Genomic DNA, 17,658 nt, shown 5'->3' with positions numbered 1-17,658 from the left:
GATAAAATTATTAATTTATACTATAAAAAAGTTCGGAATTTTAGATCCGAACTTTTTTTTTATACTATCTTAAAAGATTACGATACCACTCCCAAAGAACTATTCCGGCACAAACGCTTACATTTAAAGAGTGTTTTGTTCCAGATTGAGGGATCTCAATAAAAATATCAATTAAATGGAGAATTGAATCACTGATCCCTTCAACTTCATTTCCGAAAATTAAGACATACTTTTGCTCCTTGTTTATTGGATAATCTTGTAATAAAATGCTTCCTTTCACTTGTTCAACTCCTACAATAATATACCCTTCGTTTTTTAAGTTAATTATTAATTCACTTATATTTTCCTGATGCTCCCATTCAACGCTTTCCGTAGCTCCCAAGGCTGTTTTTTGGATTTCACGATGAGGAGGGCACGGCGTAATTCCGCATAAATAAATTTTCTCTATAGCAAAAGCATCTGAGGTTCTGAAAACCGATCCTACATTATGCATGGAACGAACTTGATCCAGCAATACTATCACGGGAATTTTCTCACTTTCTTTATAATCTTCAAGGGATTTTCTGTTTAACGATTCTAATTTTAATTTCTCTACTCTTTCCTGTTGCTGCATATTTTCAGTAATGTTGATTGATTTTTAGAAGTTTCATATATTTTTTACCTTTTCTTTACTACCGGTAAAATTTCATTTTTCGATAATGCGTATTTTTTCATTTCACTTTCGGGTAAAGTTTCATAATACTTTACTTGCTCTACTTGAAACCCTGCGTTTTCTAAACGTTCAAAATAATCCAACCCATACCATCTCACATGATCATATTGTCCGAAATGTTTTTTTCTTTCTTCTTTGTCTGTGATGGAGAAATCTTCGTATGTTTTGTTAGATCCATATCTCATAGGCACTTGAAAAATTCCCCATCCTCCAGGTTTCATCACCCTGTATAATTCTGACATTGCTTTACGATCATCTTCTATATGTTCCAAAACATGATTGCAAAAAATCACATCAAATTCATTATCTTTAAAAGGCAGGTTCAAAATATCCGCTTTAACATCTACAATAGGAGAATAAAGATCAGCGGTTATATACTTTAAATTTTTTAATTTTTTAAACCTTTTTAGAAAGCATTGCTCCGGAGCAATACTTAAAACTTTTAAATTAGCTGAAAAAAAATCAGTATCTTTTAGCAAATACAACCACATTAACCTATGTCTTTCAAGAGATAATGTCCCCGGTGCTAAAGCATTATTTCTAGGTTTACCGTAACCATACGGCAAAAATTTTCGGTATTTTTTACCGTCTATTGGGTCTACAAATTGATCTCCTTTGTAAAACCACGCAAAAAAAGGAGCAAAGAAATAGCTGAATTTAATAAGAATCGGTCTGGGTATTAAATTCAAAAAAAACTTAAATACTTGCTTCATTAACTAAATTAATTCTGCGCGGGTTGGTATAAAAATTCATCTTCTTCATTGGAAGTAATGCCTAAAGCATCATATATGTATTTATAGGTTGAAAGCAGTTTTGGCTCTCCATTTACTACTGCAACATCGTGTTCAAAATGACAAGAGGGTTTGTTATCCCGCGTGGTGACTGTCCATCCGTCGTTATGGAATTTAACTTTATATGTACCTAAATTGACCATCGGTTCAATTGCTATTACTAACCCTTCTTCTATTTTTGGACCATTGCCTTTTCTTCCATAATTGGGAACTTGCGGATCTTCATGCATTTCTTTACCTAAACCATGACCTACTAATTCGCGTACTACTCCATATCCTGCATTTTCACAAATTAACTGTATCGCAAAACTTATGTCCCCTATTCTATTTCCTGCTTTGCATTTTTTTATTCCTGCATATAAACTTTGTTTGGTAATTCGCATCATTTTATCAACTTCAGGATCAATGCTTCCTACAGAAAATGTATACGCTTGATCTCCGTAAAATCCATTTTTTAATGCTCCACAATCAATGGAAATTATATCTCCATCTTCGAGCGGTTTATTATTAGGTATACCGTGAACCACTTGTTCATTAGGAGACATACATAAAGTATTAGGAAAGTCATACAATCCTAAAAAACCGGGAATAGCACCGTGATCTCGTATATATTCTTCAGCAATTTTATCTAAATGTAAGGTAGTCACTCCGGGTTTAACTTCTTTAGCCAGTGCTCCCAAAGTTTTAGAAACCAATTGAGCGCTTTCGTACATCAATTCAATTTCTTCTTTTGTTTTTAATTGTATCATAATTTAAAAATTCTTGAAAAAAAACCTCTCTTATTTTTATGTTTTCTTTTTGAATAAGCCAATACTTGTCTTCCCTCTACGCCAAATTCTATCTTTTCTTTTATAATTTCATAAACTTCTCCCCATCCGGGAAATCCACCTAAATTCCTGTCATCAATGAAATAATCGGCATTTATTTTTCTACTTTGGGTCTCTCTATCAAATATTTCCCCTTCAAAACTTGAATTCACTGCATAAAATTCAATTCCGTTTTTATAACAAAATTCTACGGCTTCTTCTAATCTCTTACCATGTCTATAAGTCCAAAGGATTAAACGAAAACCTCTGCTCTGAAGTCTTTTCATTGTTTCAAAAGCAAAAATCATCGGTTTACCAATTTCCGGATATTTATCTTCTACAATTGTCCCATCAAAATCAATAGCTATTATCTTATTATTCATATAATTATACTACAAGTTAGTTCTGTTTATTCTTTTAAGTTTAGTGTTCAAATTAATGTTCTAAATTGTCATTAATTTTCCAAATTTACAAGTTTTTAATCAATAAATTTTATGTTATCCTCTTGGATATTAGCCTGAAATAATTTAAGAAATCATTTATATCAAATTCGGTTATAATTTTTATAATTTTTGGTATAATATTAGATGAGAAAATTTTTAGTTCTGAAATATTAATTAAAAAAATAAAGGTCTATGAAATTAAAACTTTTAGTTATGACTGCTTTTTGCATCTTACTTTCCAGCTGTGCATTAACTACTTCCTATGATTTTGACAAAACGGTTGATTTTTCAAATTATAAATCTTTTACCATTTATCAGCAGGGTATCGATAAATTAAAATTGAATGATATTGACAAAAGTCGTATCATCTGTGCTTTAGAGAATCAATTAAAAAGCAAGGGATTAACCGAAAGTGCCAACGGAGATTTGATCGTAAATGTTCTTGCTTCATCAAAAAAAGTTATTAACGTTGATAATGATCCATATTGGAACGGCCCGTGGGGATGGGGATATTATTGGGCTCCTTCCAGCACAGTTTATGAAACTCGTGAAGGAAAACTAACGTTTCATTTAGTGGATTCTAAAAAAAATATTCTAGTTTGGGAGGGTATGGTTGACGGTTTTGATGTTGGTAATATCAAAAATAAAGATGAACAAATAAATAAAGCCATTCAAAAAATATTTAATTATTATCCGCCTAAAAAGAAAAATAACTCATATTATTAAAAAAAATAAATACATCTAAAGCCTCAAAATTTAAATTTTGAGGTTTTAATTTATCTAATCTAAACTTTTTTTTTACTAATAATTTATGTTTTTTGATATCTATTATCTAGATATTAACGTCCATTGCTAAACGAGATCATCCTCTTAATTTGTTGCAAAAAAATTTTTACTCTAAATTTATTAATGAGACTTTTCAGTAATTTAATCCATATAACTTTTGTATGAAATTAAGTATCCAAATAAATTTCCCAAAAAATCTTTACTTTTTTAAATTTTTAAATATTTAACCTATCTGCCAAAGTGACATAATGAATAAAAAAAGGGTTTATCTAAGTCAATAGGGATATGAAAACCTCTCACTATAAGTAAGAACGCTACTCTTTTTGCCACAAAATTTAGTACAATATTGATACTATTATGGTAACAATTGTAAGACTTCTTTCAAAATATCGACTCATTATTTGTTCATAATTTCTTTAAAAAAAATATACTTCTGAGGATTTACTATGTGTTTCATTTACTATTTATTTTAATAATAAATGAGATAATTTTAAACAAGCTAAATCATTATTTTTTTATGAACATTTGTAAAAACTTTTCAATATTTAAACAAGAATTAAAAGATATTTATACTTTTGCACTTGATATCATTTCCCTTATTTAAAAATTCAAAAAAGCCGGAATGAATTTTAACACATTTTTTCGTAAAAAAAATATTTCTGATTTACAGGATACAACCCAAAAATCTGAATTAAGCAGAGTATTAACTGTAAAGGATTTAACTTTTTTTGGAATTGCTGCGATTATAGGCGCCGGCATTTTCAGTACCATCGGTAGAGCTTCTTATGAAGGAGGACCCGCCATTTCATTACTCTTTATCTTAGTGGCTGTTGCTTGTATTTTTACCGCATTATGTTATGCGCAATTTGCTTCTATGATTCCGGTGAGCGGTAGCGCTTATACTTATGCTTATGTTTCTTTAGGTGAAATATTTGCTTGGACTATCGGGTGGGCTTTAATACTTGAATATGCTGTATCAAACATGGTGATCGCAATCTCTTGGTCGGGATATTTTGTGTCTATGTTGCAAGGTTTTGGCTTTCATTGGCCTGATTGGCTTTCCATTGATTATTGGAATGCTCACAGAGCTTATCTTGAATATCTTGCACATCCTCAAAGTCTATCTCAAAATGATCTTAGATTATCGGAAATATATCAATCTGCTCCGGAAATTGCCAACATAAAAATAATATTTAATTTACCGGCGGGATTAATTACTTTATTAGTTACCACCCTGGCGTACGTAGGAATTAAAGAATCTACCCGTGTAAGTAATGCTTTAGTTTGGATTAAATTATCTGTAATCATAGGTATTATTTTAATTGGTGTATTTTATATAAAACCGGATAATTGGTCGCCTTTCTTTCCTAATGGTTTAGGAGGAGTTATGGGAGGAGTGGCTGCCGTATTTTTTTCTTTTATCGGGTTTGATTCTATATCAACTACAGCTGAAGAAGCTAAAAATCCACAAAGGGATTTGCCACGCGCCATGCTATACTGTATTATAATTTGTACCGTTTTATATGCTTCAATAGCATTAATATTGACCGGTATGGTTAATTATAAAGAATTACGTGTTGATGACCCGTTGGCGTATGTTTTCAATAAAATAGGAATAAATTTTATAGCCGGAATCATTTCCGTGAGTGCAGTAATTGCCATGACAGGAGCTATTCTTGTTTACCAGATCGGACAACCGAGAATATGGATGACCATGAGTCGAGACGGTTTATTGTGGAAGCCTTTTGGTACTATTCATAAAAAATATCATACCCCCGGATTTGCAACTATTATTGCGGGTTTCTTTGTGGGAATACCTGCTATGTTCCTGGATATGCAGTTGGTTGTGGATTTGACAAGTGTGGGAACTTTTTTCGCTTTTATTTTAGTTTGTTCCGGAGTTTTATATTTAGATAACAAAGGTCTTTCTCATCAAGCTAAATTTAAATTAATTTATATCAACGGTCAATATTTAATTCCTTTGTCTTTTTGTTTGGCTATCATTTTGTTCTTAACCCAAACCAATTATAAGGAAATCCTTGCCGATAAACCTTTATTAGCTATTTTTTGGATTATCTGGTTCGGTTTATCTTTAGGTGCATTCAAATATAAATTTTCGCTAATACCTATTCTCGGTATTTTGTTTAATTTATATTTAATGACGGAATTAGGATGGTCTAATTGGGGAATGTTTATATTATGGCTATTGATCGGATTATCAATTTACTTCTTATATGGAAGGAAAAACAGTAAACTCGAAAAATTAATTCAAACTTCTCATAATCATTAATTATTTTAAATTATTTATACTATTGTAATTTTATCTTCAAATAATTTTGTATTAAATAAATTACATAAATCTTAAATATTTTCATTTTCATAAAATTTTGCGTCTTTCCAATATAAATTTTGGATACAAACAATTAAAATATGCTAAAAGATATTTTTGTTTCAATTAACTATATATAATTATCCATCAATACTTTAGAAAATAAAGTTTCTTTTAATTTCAATATTTATTTTATTTCTTTCATATGAATCTAAAAATAATCATGACGAAAAAAAATAAACTTATTATCTTTGCAAACGCTAATTAGCTTGAAAGTAAATTTTTTCTTGCTCAATAAATATAATTAAGTATTATGAATCAGAACTTAATAAATTTTTTTCCAAAAGAAAATGAAATTCCTGAACATTTTCGACTTCAAAACGAAATCTCTCAGAAAAGAGTATTGATCGATGGAGAATTTATTGAATGGGAAGGTCCATTTCAAGAAGTTTATTCTCCTATTTATACCCGTTCAAACTCTACAGATGAGTTAGTACAAACTAAATTAGGGAGCTATCCAATCTGTACTTCTAAAGAAGCTGAAAAAGCCTTACAGGCTGCTTTAAAAGCTTTTAACGGAGGAAGAGGAGAATGGCCGTCTATGTCTGTTTCTCAAAGAATCTCTGCGATGGAAAATTTCATCGTTAAAATGGTTGAGCAAAGAGAAAAAGTAGTAAAATTACTAGTTTGGGAAATTTGTAAAAGCTATAAAGACTCCGAAAAAGAATTCGATAGAACGGTTGATGCAATAAAATGTTCTATTGAGGCTCTGAAAGAATTAGATATAAATTCATCTCGTACAAAAACAGATGAAGGGGTGGTTGCTCAGGTTAAAAAATCTCCTTATGGAGTTGTCCTTTGTATGGGCCCTTACAATTATCCGTTAAATGAGACTTTTGCGACTTTGATACCTGCTTTATTAATGGGTAACACCGTATTGTTCAAACCACCGCGTCGTGGTACATTATTGTTTGAACCTTTATTAAATGCATTTAAAGAATGTTTTCCTGCAGGGGTTATCAATACTTTATACGGTAGAGGTAAAGATGTTATTCCTACTTTAATGCAATCAGGTAAAATTAATGTATTAGCATTTATCGGATCCAGTAAAGTAGTAAATGGAATGATTAAAGAACATCCTAATGCAAACAGTCTTCATTCCGTATTAGGATTAGACGCCAAAAATGCGGCTATTATCGACAAAACTGCTGATATCGATTTAGCGGTTAAAGAAGCTATTTTGGGTACTTTTTCTTTCAACGGACAAAGATGTACGGCTTTAAAAATACTATTTGTACATTCTTCAATTGCTGATAAATTCAATAAAAAATTCACTGAGGAAATATCTAAATTGAAAGTGGGAATGCCATGGGAAGATAATGTAACCATTACTCCGCTAGCAGAACCGGACAAACCTCAATATGTTCAAAAATGTATTGATGAAGCTTTAGAAAACAACGGTGAAATTATTAATAAAGAAAATGGAGGAGGACAAATTTTAAATTCATTAGTTAGCCCAACCGTAATTTATCCGGCTAATGAGAAAATGAATCTATTATATAATAATGAGCAATTTGCTCCTATCATTCCGATAGTTCCTTTTGACGATCTTGAATCTCCGATTAGCTATATTACCAATTCAACTAAAGGACAACAAGCAGCCATCTTCAGTAATGATGAAGATACTGTATCTTATCTTGTTGATGCTCTATGTTGTCAAGTAGGTAGAATCAATATTAATGCTCAATGTCAACGTGGACCTGATACGCTTCCTTTTAACGGTAGAAAAAATTCAGCTTTAGGTACTCTCTCAACCATTGACGCATTATATGCCCTATCTATCGACTCTGTTGTAGCTACCAAGGATACTAAATCAAATGACAATTTGATTGACTCTGTTATAAAGAGTGGTAAATCTTCAAGATTAAGCTAATTTGAGGTTTTTTATCTTATAATATCAATTATTTTATAAAATGGAACCATCTATCTTCGTATAGATGGTTTTATTTTTTTTAAATATGCTAAGCTTTATTAAAAAGGAAAATTCATACATTCAAAAATTTATATCATTAATCGATCATTTCCTCTTACCTCTTATTTATCTTTTCAAATGCGGGACTCCGTTTTAGTTAACAATATTTTTTATTCTGTTAGATTTATAATAAGTTTAGTAAAAGTTTTCAATAGTGAAGTTAAACTGCATACATCAGATAAATATATGACAAAGTGTACTTTGGTTTAGAATTTGTACCGATACATTATACACGAAATTTCCACGAATATAAAAAATTTGACTTACACTATATGGCATATATTGATTATTATAAAGTTTTAGGATTAAGTAAAAATGCTTCTCAGGATGATATCAAAAAGGCATACCGAAAATTAGCCCGAAAGTACCATCCGGATTTAAATCCTAATGATAAAGAAGCTAATGTAAAATTTCAGCAGATTAATGAAGCTAATGAAGTTTTGGGCGATCCCGAAAAACGTAAGAAGTATGATCAATACGGCGAAAATTGGAAACATGCAGAACAATTTGAACAAGCACGTCAACAACAAGGAGGCGGTGGCGGTCAATACTATTATGACAATTCCGGTAACCCTTTTGAAGGTTTTTCCCAAGGTTTTGGTACGGAAGGTTTTTCTGATTTTTTTAGTGATCTTTTTGGTGGAAGAACCGGTAGAACTCATCGAAGAAGTTCTCAATTTAAAGGGCAAGATTATACCACAGAATTACGTCTTTCCTTGCGAGACGCAGCAACCACACATAAACAGACTCTTAACGTCAACGGTAAACAAATACGTATTACCATTCCTGCAGGTATTTCTAATGGTCAGCAAATAAAATTGAAAGGTCAAGGGGGCCCGGGTGCAAACGGAGGGCCTAACGGAGATTTATATATTACTTTTAATCTTTTGGAAGATCCTAAATTTAAAAGGTTACATAATGATTTAACCACTACTGCAGAAGTAGATCTTTATACAGCTGTTTTAGGGGGAGAAATAACCGTTGATACTCTGGATGGTAAAGTTAAACTCAAAGTGAGTCCGGGTACACAAAATGGAACTAAAGTGCGATTGAAAGGTAAAGGATTTCCTGTGTATAAAAAAGAGGGAGAACATGGAGATTTATTCGTGATTTACCAAGTAAAAATACCTACTCATCTTTCTGAAAAGCAAAAAAATTTATTTAAACAATTAGCAGAATCATAAAATTATCTGATACATGAAAAATGATTTGATAACTATAGAAGAATATTCCATACATTATAATGTAGATGTATCATTTATTGAGGATTTAGAAAATTTGGGTATTATCCATACCGTTCAAAAGGAGGAAATAAAATACATTCCTTTTGATATTCTTTCCGATTTGGAATCTTATTCCAGAATGTTTTATGACATGGATATAAACCTTGCAGGAATTGATGCTGTAAAAAATTTACTTTTTAAAATACGTAAACTACAACTTGAGATGACCGAACTTAAAAACAGGCTTAAATTTTATGAATAAATAAAAATATTCTGTTATTTAAAAATTTAATTTAGCTTTATTAATATAATAGCCATACATTTTTAAAATGTATGGCTATTAACATATATGTACAAACTTTATAAAAAATTCTTAAAAATTACTCCTCCTTGTATCCATCTACCCGGCATAGGTACCAAATTTGATTCGGTATATTTAGTATTGAGTATATTGGTCATTTGGATGTATAACTGTAAATGATTGGTTTGATACATAAGACGATCATCCAATAAATGGTAATCATCTAAGTTTACTCTGTCATTGTATCTATAAATTATTTGATTGGATATATTCTTGAGGAGTTTATGCTCTACTTTAACAACCAACTGATGTCTTAAATTATCTAATGAATATCTAGAGTACGCTCGGTCAGAATATTTTAAATTTTTATCCAAATAGGTATAACCTAAATTGATTGATTTTATGAAGAGTGCCGTAAAAGAATAATTAAAATCAACTTCTACACCATCCGTATTTATTCTTGAAATATTTTCGGGTTTCCATTTACCTTCTTCACTATCTTTTGTCCAATCTATACTTTTTCTTGATTCCCTTCTAAAAAAGCTGATGGTAGTTTTTATGTTTTTATGATTAAATCGATATCCCAATTCATAAGACAAAGCATTCTCCGGTTTTAAATTAGTATTTCCTTCTGTGACCGGATCTGTATAATTAAGATCTGTATACGTAGGAACTCTATAGGTTTTTCCTAAATTAGCAAATAATTTATTTTGTTGGTTTATACTGTATCCAATATCAATTCCCGGATACCAAAAATTCCCAAAATCCGAATAGTCGGAAAAGCTAATTCCCGGAGTAATATCCAATCTGTTTTTAAAAAACATAAATCGATGTTCCAAAAATGCAAAATAAACTGTCCGATGATTTTTTCCTAAATTATTGGAAGATAAATATTCCTTTCTAAAGTCCAATCCAACACCGGTGATTCCTAAAGAAGATGAATAGTTTGTATTGGCTTCGATTCCTGCATTATTACCTATATGAAGGTTTCTATATTTTGAGGGATTATGTCTTTCGAAAATATATTCGTCTTGAGACCTTCTCCAATATGCATTGGATTCCCATTTGAATTTACCTGATTTTTGATTCCAACCAATGCTAACCAAAGAAGTTTGAATTGCTTCATACTGATCTTTTGCTAAAGGGGAGGAATAAAATCCGTTAGCTCCAAATTTTTTATCAATAAATCCTCCTTGTAAACGAAGTTCTCCCCCGTTTAATTTATACTGATTCTGATACCATACATTTTTAACTTGATAGTCTGTATTGTAACGATATCCATCAGATTGTGAAGTTTCTGCTTGAATAAAGTGAGAAAACTTTTTTCCTGAAACATTTAATGAAGCACCTAAAGATGTCGTATTAAAATCACCTAAAGATCCTGAAATTGTTAAATCATTCTTGGTAGACGGACGAGTAACAATATTAATAGCACCGGCATATGCATTTTGTCCAAAACGACGAGCTGCAGGACCTTTAACTATTTCAATTCGTTCAATGGAAGCTAAATCTACCGGAAGATTCATGGTATTATGTCCGGTTTGGCTATCATTCATGCGTATTCCATTGATAAGAATTAATACTTGTTCAAAAGAACTTCCTCTTATACTAACATCGGCTTGTACTCCATGCGCTCCCCTTTGTCTTATATCTATTCCTGAATAATAAGAAAGAACTTCTTCAATACTGGAGGCAGGCATAGCTTTGATTTGTTCTTTCGTAATTATCTGAACATTTTGTGAAGTTTTGTTAAAAGGTAAGGAAAGTGTTTTCCCTTGAATTACAACTCCTTCAAGTTCTTTACTCTCCTGCGCAACCAGTACTAAACATACAAACAAGGCAATAATTGAATAAAATAGTTTCATAATCTATAGTTCACAGCAAATTTTCGCAGTAATTAGTTAAAATTTATTTTTATACTAGTTAGTTTATACAAAAGTAGTAACTTTCCGGATGATTAAACTATACCAGTTTTATTATTATGACTAGTCCGGATTTACTACCTTATTATAGCTTGATACATATCGACCGAAACGCTAAAGTTTCTGTATATCTTCAAATTACCACTCAGATCATCAATGCTATTCAAAGAGGTTATTTAAGTATCGGTACGAAACTTCCCGGAACGCGTATTTTAAGTAATCTTATTCAAGTAAATCGCAACACAATCGTTAAAGTATATGATGAATTGCATGCACAAGGATGGATTGAAGTACATCCCAATAAGGGCAGTTTTATCATTCAAAAAGACAATGTGACTAATAAAAAAATTAAATCCATATCTAAAGATTCTCTGACTCATTATCCTTCTAAAACGGGATTTTCATATAGAACTTCCAATTTATTGGATAACCCTTTTGAATCTTCAACTTGCTCATGGATGTTAAACGATGGTGGACCCGATACTCGACTTTTACAAATGAATACCTTGTCGAGCCTCTATTCATCGAACCTTAAAAGAAAAAGACATTTTACTAAAGGAAATAATGAAGTTCCTGAAAAAAGTGAATATCTAAAAAAAAACTTATCTAATTTTTTAAATCTATCTCGGGGATTACATATTTCACCAAAAAATCTTCTTATCACGCGAAGCATCGAAATGGGAGGTTATATAGCAGCAGAATTACTTATTACCCCAAAGGATATTGTATTGGTCGGAGAACCTAGTTATTTTCTGATCAATATGATTCTGCAAAAAGTTGGTGCAGATATAATAACCATCCCGGTTGATGAAGAAGGCATTTCTCCGGATGCTGTTAAAAAAATTTGTCAAAAAAGAAAGATTCGTATGTTATATATAACTCCACACCATCATTATCCAACAACGGTTTCTTTAAGTGTAAAACGTCGTATGGAATTATTGGAATTATCTCAACAGTATGGATTCATTATTTTAGAGGATGATTATGATTATGATTTTCATTACGAAAACAATCGGATTCTGCCTCTTGCCAGTGCAGATACCTCGGGAATGGTCGTTTATATCGGTTCGTTTGGAAGATCTTTAGCCCCGGGATTCCGTAAAGGCTTTGTGATCGCTCCTGAGAATTTAATTTTAGAAATGCAAAAATTATCAAACATGCTTGACAGGCAAGGAGATATTTTTATGGAATATGCTTTGGGCGAACTTATTGAAGAAGGCGAATTTAACAGACACCTGAGACGAACCTCTGCTATTTATAAAGAAAGAAGAAATTTTCTGGCATCTTTATTAAACACTCATTTGAAGGATTATTTAAATTTTTCTTTGCCAACCGGTGGATTGGCTTTTTGGACACAATGGAATTCATCGGTAAATTTGATGAAATTACGAGAGTATTGTCTAAAGGAAGATTTGCTCATTCCTAAGTCCTTGCTTTATCAAACGCACAATTTATCTGCTATGAGATTGGGATTTGGAAGTTTTACCCCAGAAGAAATGGAGGAAATCATCTATAAAATCAAATCAGCTTTATCACGTTTAGAAAAAAAATAGATCCATTATCCACAATTAATCAATCATTTATTAAAATATTTATAAAAATTATATTAGATCGTAACGACATTTTTCAACGTTACTACTTTTCGTTTTGAAATTTTAAAACCGACAGTCTATAAGTAAAATTTGAAGTTTTTAAGTTGATTTTTGAATCAATTAGATAATAGTACAATTACTCAGTTACTCAGCTTGGCTCTTAAATGGGTGTAATATAGAAACACTAGAAACCCAATGAATGTTAATACAACACCCGGCAAAGCACTATATTCATAGGGATAATTTTTACTGATAGGAATACCTCCTAAATAAGCGCCTAAAGCATTTCCTATGTTAAAAGCTACCTGTGCCATTGCTGAACCTAACATTTCTCCTCCTCTTGAGTTATGCAACAATAAAATTTGTTGAGGAGCTGATACGGCAAAAAGACACCCCGTGCAAAGGAACATAAGTAGTAACGAAAGGATTTGAGATTTGCTGAAAAAAAAGAAAAATAATAAGGATAGCATTGCCAACCCTTGGGTAACTGTAGCTACCTTTTGCGGAGAATATTTATCCGATAATTTTCCACTCAACAGATTTCCAACTACCATTCCCAAACCTGCAAACATCATTACTCCTGTCATAGATTCTTCTGAAAAGCCAACCGAATGGGTCATAATTGGATTTATATAACTATACCAACAAAATATACCTCCATTTCCTACAATGGTTGTTACGACAATCAGCCACGGATTCAAGTTCTTCAAAAAATGAAATTGATCTTTAAATCTAGTATAGGTAAGCGGTTTCAATTCAGGAACAAATTTTTTAATGGATATGAAAATTATGATTCCTAATAAAGCTATAAGAAAGTATGTAATTTTCCACGAAAAATGATGGCTTATGAATGTACCCAAGGGAACCCCTAAGAGGTTAGCAATCGTCATTCCTGAAATCATTCCCGAAACAGCAGAAGTTCCTTTTCCCTTAGATGCCAGTTTACTGGCAACAATGGAACCGACACCAAAATAAGCGCCGTGTGGAAGACCTGAAATAAATCTGAACAATACATTAAATTCATAATACGAAGTCAAAGAAAAAAATAAATTACCTAATATGAAGATTAAAATAAGAATCAACAATATTCTTTTTAAGGGAAGTTTACCGGATATTAAAACCAGTAAGGGGGCTCCAATAGCTACCCCGAGAGCATATGCCGATATAAAATGCCCTGCTTTTGGTATGCTTATAGACATATCTCTTGCAATATCCGGAAGTATGCCCATCATGCCAAATTCAGACATTCCTAATCCTAAAGTACCTAAAGCTAACGCTATGGTAGATTTTTTCATAATTTTTAACCGCCTGTTTACTAAACAAAATTATAGGAAATTATTCCTTATTCCGCAGTTTCCGGCAAAAAAATATTTATCGTATATTTGATTAAATTATAATACAGGAATCATGAATATAACAGATATTTCAGGAACAACTACTCTTTCCAACGGTGTAAAAATGCCTTATTTGGGTTTAGGCGTGTATAAAGCTGACGGAGGACAAGAAGTAATCACTGCTATACATGATGCCTTAGATGCAGGATATCGTCATATTGATACGGCTGCTTATTATTATAATGAAGAAGGAGTTGGAAAAGCCATACAATCTGCTTCAATTCCTCGTGAAGAAATTTTTGTAACTACCAAAATATGGTTCAGCAGACAAAGATATGAGGACACTTTTAAAGCATTTGATGAATCTATGGAAAAACTTGGTCTTGATTATCTTGATCTATATTTAATCCATTGGCCTCATCCGGATTTCTATTTGGAAGCATGGAAAGCAATGGAAGAATTATATAAGGCGGGTAGAATACGTGCAATAGGTTTATGTAATTCTTTGCAGCATCATATCCAAAAAATCATAGATTTGGGACAAACCGTTCCTATGGTTAATCAAATGGAATTCCACCCCAATTTAGTGCAACAGGATTTATTGGATTTTTGCAAAAAAAATCAAATTCAATACGAAGCTTGGTCTCCTTTAAAAAGAGGGGCTTTGTTTAACGATCCTTTACTTTTAGAATTAGCTCATAAGTATAATAAAAATGTAGCACAAATTATTATTCGATGGGATTTGCAAAAAGGGGTAGTAACTATTCCAAAAAGTACAAAAAAAGAAAGAATTATTTCCAATGCTGATGTTTTCGATTTTCATTTAAGCGATGAAGATGTAAAAAAAATAGATTCTTTAGATTCCAATGATCGAACCGGCGCTCATCCCGATCATTTTTTAGAATATTTTGCTAAAAAGGGAATCAAATAATCCATCTATCAATAACTCTTTTTTTAAAAAACGATTCATTTAAACTCAAAAAAATATATCATTTTTTTTGGAATTTAATTAAAAATATTGAAATATTTATTAATTCTTTTTTATAAATACTATTTCTTATAACCTTGAATTTGCTTTATAGACAAAAAGTATATACTTAATGTAAGAGTAAACTTTCCTAAGTTAAATTTCAACTAATTACAGCTAAAAAATATTTACATAATATTGTAAAAATTTTTTAGACGTTATCGTAATTAAAAACCAATTCCTAAATGAAAATTGCATACTGTATAGGTAACATTCATAATTCCGGAGGAATAGAACGTGTGATTTCAATTAAAGCCAATTATTTGGTTGACAAAGGCTATGAAGTTCATATTGTCGTTATTTACCCATCTTCTCAAAAGCCTTTTTTCAACTTTGATTCCCGTATTAAATTTCATTATTTGAATTTGGATTTTGAAAAAGATAGGGGATTGAAAAAACATATTAATTTTAAAAAAAATAAAAAAATTTTTCTTCAAACTATCGGAAATCTTTTTCAGGAGGTTAAGCCCGATATAGCTATATCCACTTTTTGTAAGTACTCGAAATATATTTTTGAGTTAAATGATGGAAGTAAAAAAATTATTGAACGACATTTCGCTAAATACAAACGTGCGCAATATTATTCAAAATTGGATAATTATTTTCTAGGAAGAATCATAACGTATTTATACCGTAAAACAGATTATGATATTGGTAAGAATTTTGACCGATTTATAGTTTTAACGAATGAAGATAGAGAATCCTGGGGAAATAATCTTCCCAACCTTGAGGTAATTGAAAATCCACTTACTATATTACCTAAAAATCATGCATCTCTTGAAAATAAAATAGTAATTAGCTTAGGCCGATTAAACCAGCAAAAACAGTTTGATCATCTTATTGAAATATGGAACACTATTGTTCAAAAACATCCGGATTGGAAATTGTTACTATATGGTAATGGTGAGAAAAAAAGAGAGCTTGAAGAAATGATTGATCGATTAAATTTAAATTCTAACATTGAATTACATCCGGCGACTTCGGATATAAGCTCTGTTTTGCTAAATAGTTCCATTTATGCTATGACTTCAAAATATGAAGGATTTCCATTGACATTAATTGAATCTATGGTTCATGGAGTCCCTCCTGTTTCCTATACCTGCAAATGCGGACCTAAAGAAATTATCCATGATGAAGTAGACGGATTATTAGTTCCTTTTAATGATAAAGAAATTTTTGCTCAAAAGCTCTCCTACTTAATAGAAAATGAAACTATTAGAAAACAAATGGGAAAAGCGGCTTCTGAAAATATTCTGCGTTATTCACAGGATATAATCATGCAAAAATGGATGAATTTGTTTCAGCGTTTAGTAGAAAGTTAAAGTCGGGGTGCAGACTTTATCTTTTTATTATAAAATTCTACTTTTGTTTTAAAATACTTTGATTTACGGATTTTACCCGTATCTGTAATAATGAGGCAACTATAATCCGGATAGTGGTTAATGAGTTTGCGTCCGGCTTTTACTCCGAGTACCATTATTGAGGTACTGAATCCATTGGCCGTTTCGGCATTCGGACCTATCACACTGACACTTTTAATTCCTTTTACGGGATATCCCGTGCGAGGATCGATAATATGAGAATATTTTTTACCTTCTAATTCGACATATTTTTCATAAGAACCGGATGTTGTGACGCATTCATCTTTAAGTGTAAAAAAACCTGTAATATCCGAAGGCTCAAAGGGATTAATTATTCCAATGTTCCAATATTCTCCATTAATTTTATGCCCCCAAACACTTATATCTCCTGATGCGTTAATTATCCCCGCTTTTACATTATTTTTTACCATTAGTTCTTTTGCTTTATCAGCTGCGTATCCTTTTCCTATGGATCCAAATCCGATTTTCATTCCGGGAAGCTTTAAAAAGAGAGTAGAGTGTAAAGTATCTATAATGATATTTTTATAGCCTATTTTTTTTATGGATTCTTTAATTTGCTCCTCTGAGGGCACTTTTTTCATAGAACCGTCAAATTTCCAAATTTTATCCATAGCTGCAAAACTTATATCAAATGCTCCTTCTGTAATCTCTGAGATTTTAATAGCTCTTCGAGTAAGTTCCAATACTTCTCTATCTACTTTTACGGGCTGTATACCTGCATTTTGGTTAACCTTTGAAACTTGTGAATCAGGCTTCCAATCCGATATTAAATTTTCAATCCGTACTATTTCATCGATAGCCTTATCTATATATTTTTCTGCTTGTAGGGAATCTTCTGCTAGTATTGAAAAGTCAAATTTACAACCCATTAATGTTGCTGTGCGGTTTCGTTGTACTTGCGAATTAATGTTTATGTAAGATAATACAAATAATGCTGCCAATAGTACATATTTCCCTCTCATATATTTACTATTTTTC

At 31.5% G+C, this 17,658-nt stretch carries 15 protein-coding genes; 8 read left to right on the top strand and 7 right to left on the bottom strand.

Translation table 11 applies throughout. The annotated features are described in order from the left end of the window. Positions 1–64: 64 nt before the first annotated feature. Genes G8C41_RS01540 through G8C41_RS01525 form a run of 4 tightly spaced genes read right to left on the bottom strand, consistent with a single transcriptional unit; the run spans position 65 to position 2,692 of the window. Positions 65–613 (bottom strand): RNA methyltransferase, encoded by a 549-nt coding sequence (locus tag G8C41_RS01540; RefSeq protein WP_166005906.1) that lies wholly within the window; start codon positions 611–613, stop codon positions 65–67. 44 nt (positions 614–657) lie between these two features. Beyond that, positions 658–1,425, bottom strand: a complete 768-nt coding sequence (locus G8C41_RS01535) for a class I SAM-dependent methyltransferase (RefSeq protein WP_166005905.1) — start codon at positions 1,423–1,425, stop codon at positions 658–660. 8 nt (positions 1,426–1,433) lie between these two features. Then, positions 1,434–2,252 carry a type I methionyl aminopeptidase gene (map, locus tag G8C41_RS01530; RefSeq protein ID WP_166005904.1) on the bottom strand — a complete coding sequence of 273 codons (819 nt, stop codon included), beginning with the start codon at positions 2,250–2,252 and terminating at the stop codon, positions 1,434–1,436. Next, positions 2,249–2,692 carry a BT0820 family HAD-type phosphatase gene (locus G8C41_RS01525; RefSeq protein ID WP_160541901.1) on the bottom strand — a complete coding sequence of 148 codons (444 nt, stop codon included), beginning with the start codon at positions 2,690–2,692 and terminating at the stop codon, positions 2,249–2,251. The genes map and G8C41_RS01525 overlap by 4 nt, the downstream gene beginning before the upstream one ends. 252 nt (positions 2,693–2,944) lie before the next feature. Between G8C41_RS01525 and G8C41_RS01520 the strand changes: the two genes are divergently transcribed. The 5 genes from G8C41_RS01520 (at position 2,945) to G8C41_RS01500 (ending at position 9,384) form a co-directional block, all read left to right on the top strand. Beyond that, positions 2,945–3,478, top strand: coding sequence for a DUF4136 domain-containing protein (locus G8C41_RS01520; protein ID WP_166005903.1), 534 nt, complete (start codon positions 2,945–2,947; stop codon positions 3,476–3,478). A gap of 682 nt (positions 3,479–4,160) precedes the next feature. Continuing rightward, positions 4,161–5,828 (top strand): APC family permease, encoded by a 1,668-nt coding sequence (locus G8C41_RS01515; protein ID WP_166005902.1) that lies wholly within the window; start codon positions 4,161–4,163, stop codon positions 5,826–5,828. Positions 5,829–6,180: 352 nt separating this feature from the next. Then, the gene (locus G8C41_RS01510) at positions 6,181–7,800 is read left to right on the top strand and encodes an aldehyde dehydrogenase family protein (RefSeq protein WP_166005901.1); all 1,620 of its coding nucleotides are present in this window, start codon (positions 6,181–6,183) and stop codon (positions 7,798–7,800) included. Between the two features lie 371 nt (positions 7,801–8,171). Continuing rightward, a complete protein-coding gene (locus G8C41_RS01505; protein ID WP_160567092.1) occupies positions 8,172–9,083 on the top strand; it encodes a DnaJ C-terminal domain-containing protein in 912 nt (303 codons plus the stop codon). 13 nt (positions 9,084–9,096) lie between these two features. Continuing rightward, positions 9,097–9,384 (top strand): chaperone modulator CbpM, encoded by a 288-nt coding sequence (locus G8C41_RS01500; RefSeq protein ID WP_160564244.1) that lies wholly within the window; start codon positions 9,097–9,099, stop codon positions 9,382–9,384. Between the two features lie 98 nt (positions 9,385–9,482). Here the strand turns inward: G8C41_RS01500 and G8C41_RS01495 are convergent, their stop codons facing one another. After that, the gene (locus G8C41_RS01495) at positions 9,483–11,288 is read right to left on the bottom strand and encodes a TonB-dependent receptor plug domain-containing protein (protein ID WP_166005900.1); all 1,806 of its coding nucleotides are present in this window, start codon (positions 11,286–11,288) and stop codon (positions 9,483–9,485) included. A gap of 116 nt (positions 11,289–11,404) precedes the next feature. Here G8C41_RS01495 and G8C41_RS01490 point away from each other — a divergent pair, with 116 nt between their 5' ends. Continuing rightward, positions 11,405–12,898, top strand: a complete 1,494-nt coding sequence (locus tag G8C41_RS01490) for a PLP-dependent aminotransferase family protein (protein WP_166005899.1) — start codon at positions 11,405–11,407, stop codon at positions 12,896–12,898. A 179-nt stretch (positions 12,899–13,077) separates the two neighbouring features. Here the strand turns inward: G8C41_RS01490 and araJ are convergent, their stop codons facing one another. Next, entirely contained in the window at positions 13,078–14,232 is a 1,155-nt protein-coding gene (gene araJ, locus G8C41_RS01485) for an MFS transporter AraJ (protein WP_166005898.1), read from the bottom strand. Positions 14,233–14,344: 112 nt separating this feature from the next. Between araJ and G8C41_RS01480 the strand changes: the two genes are divergently transcribed. Beyond that, the gene (locus G8C41_RS01480; protein ID WP_160541893.1) at positions 14,345–15,202 is read left to right on the top strand and encodes an aldo/keto reductase; all 858 of its coding nucleotides are present in this window, start codon (positions 14,345–14,347) and stop codon (positions 15,200–15,202) included. A gap of 281 nt (positions 15,203–15,483) precedes the next feature. Then, the gene (locus tag G8C41_RS01475) at positions 15,484–16,620 is read left to right on the top strand and encodes a glycosyltransferase family 4 protein (protein WP_166005897.1); all 1,137 of its coding nucleotides are present in this window, start codon (positions 15,484–15,486) and stop codon (positions 16,618–16,620) included. Here the strand turns inward: G8C41_RS01475 and G8C41_RS01470 are convergent. Beyond that, entirely contained in the window at positions 16,617–17,642 is a 1,026-nt protein-coding gene (locus G8C41_RS01470; RefSeq protein ID WP_255466974.1) for an FAD:protein FMN transferase, read from the bottom strand. The genes G8C41_RS01475 and G8C41_RS01470 overlap by 4 nt on opposite strands. Positions 17,643–17,658 lie beyond the last annotated feature (16 nt).

The organism is Apibacter sp. B3706 (assembly GCF_011082725.1).
GTDB lineage: Bacteria > Bacteroidota > Bacteroidia > Flavobacteriales > Weeksellaceae > Apibacter.
The sequence above is the reverse complement of the archived record's forward strand: the minus strand, read 5'-3'. Positions and strand labels throughout refer to the sequence as shown.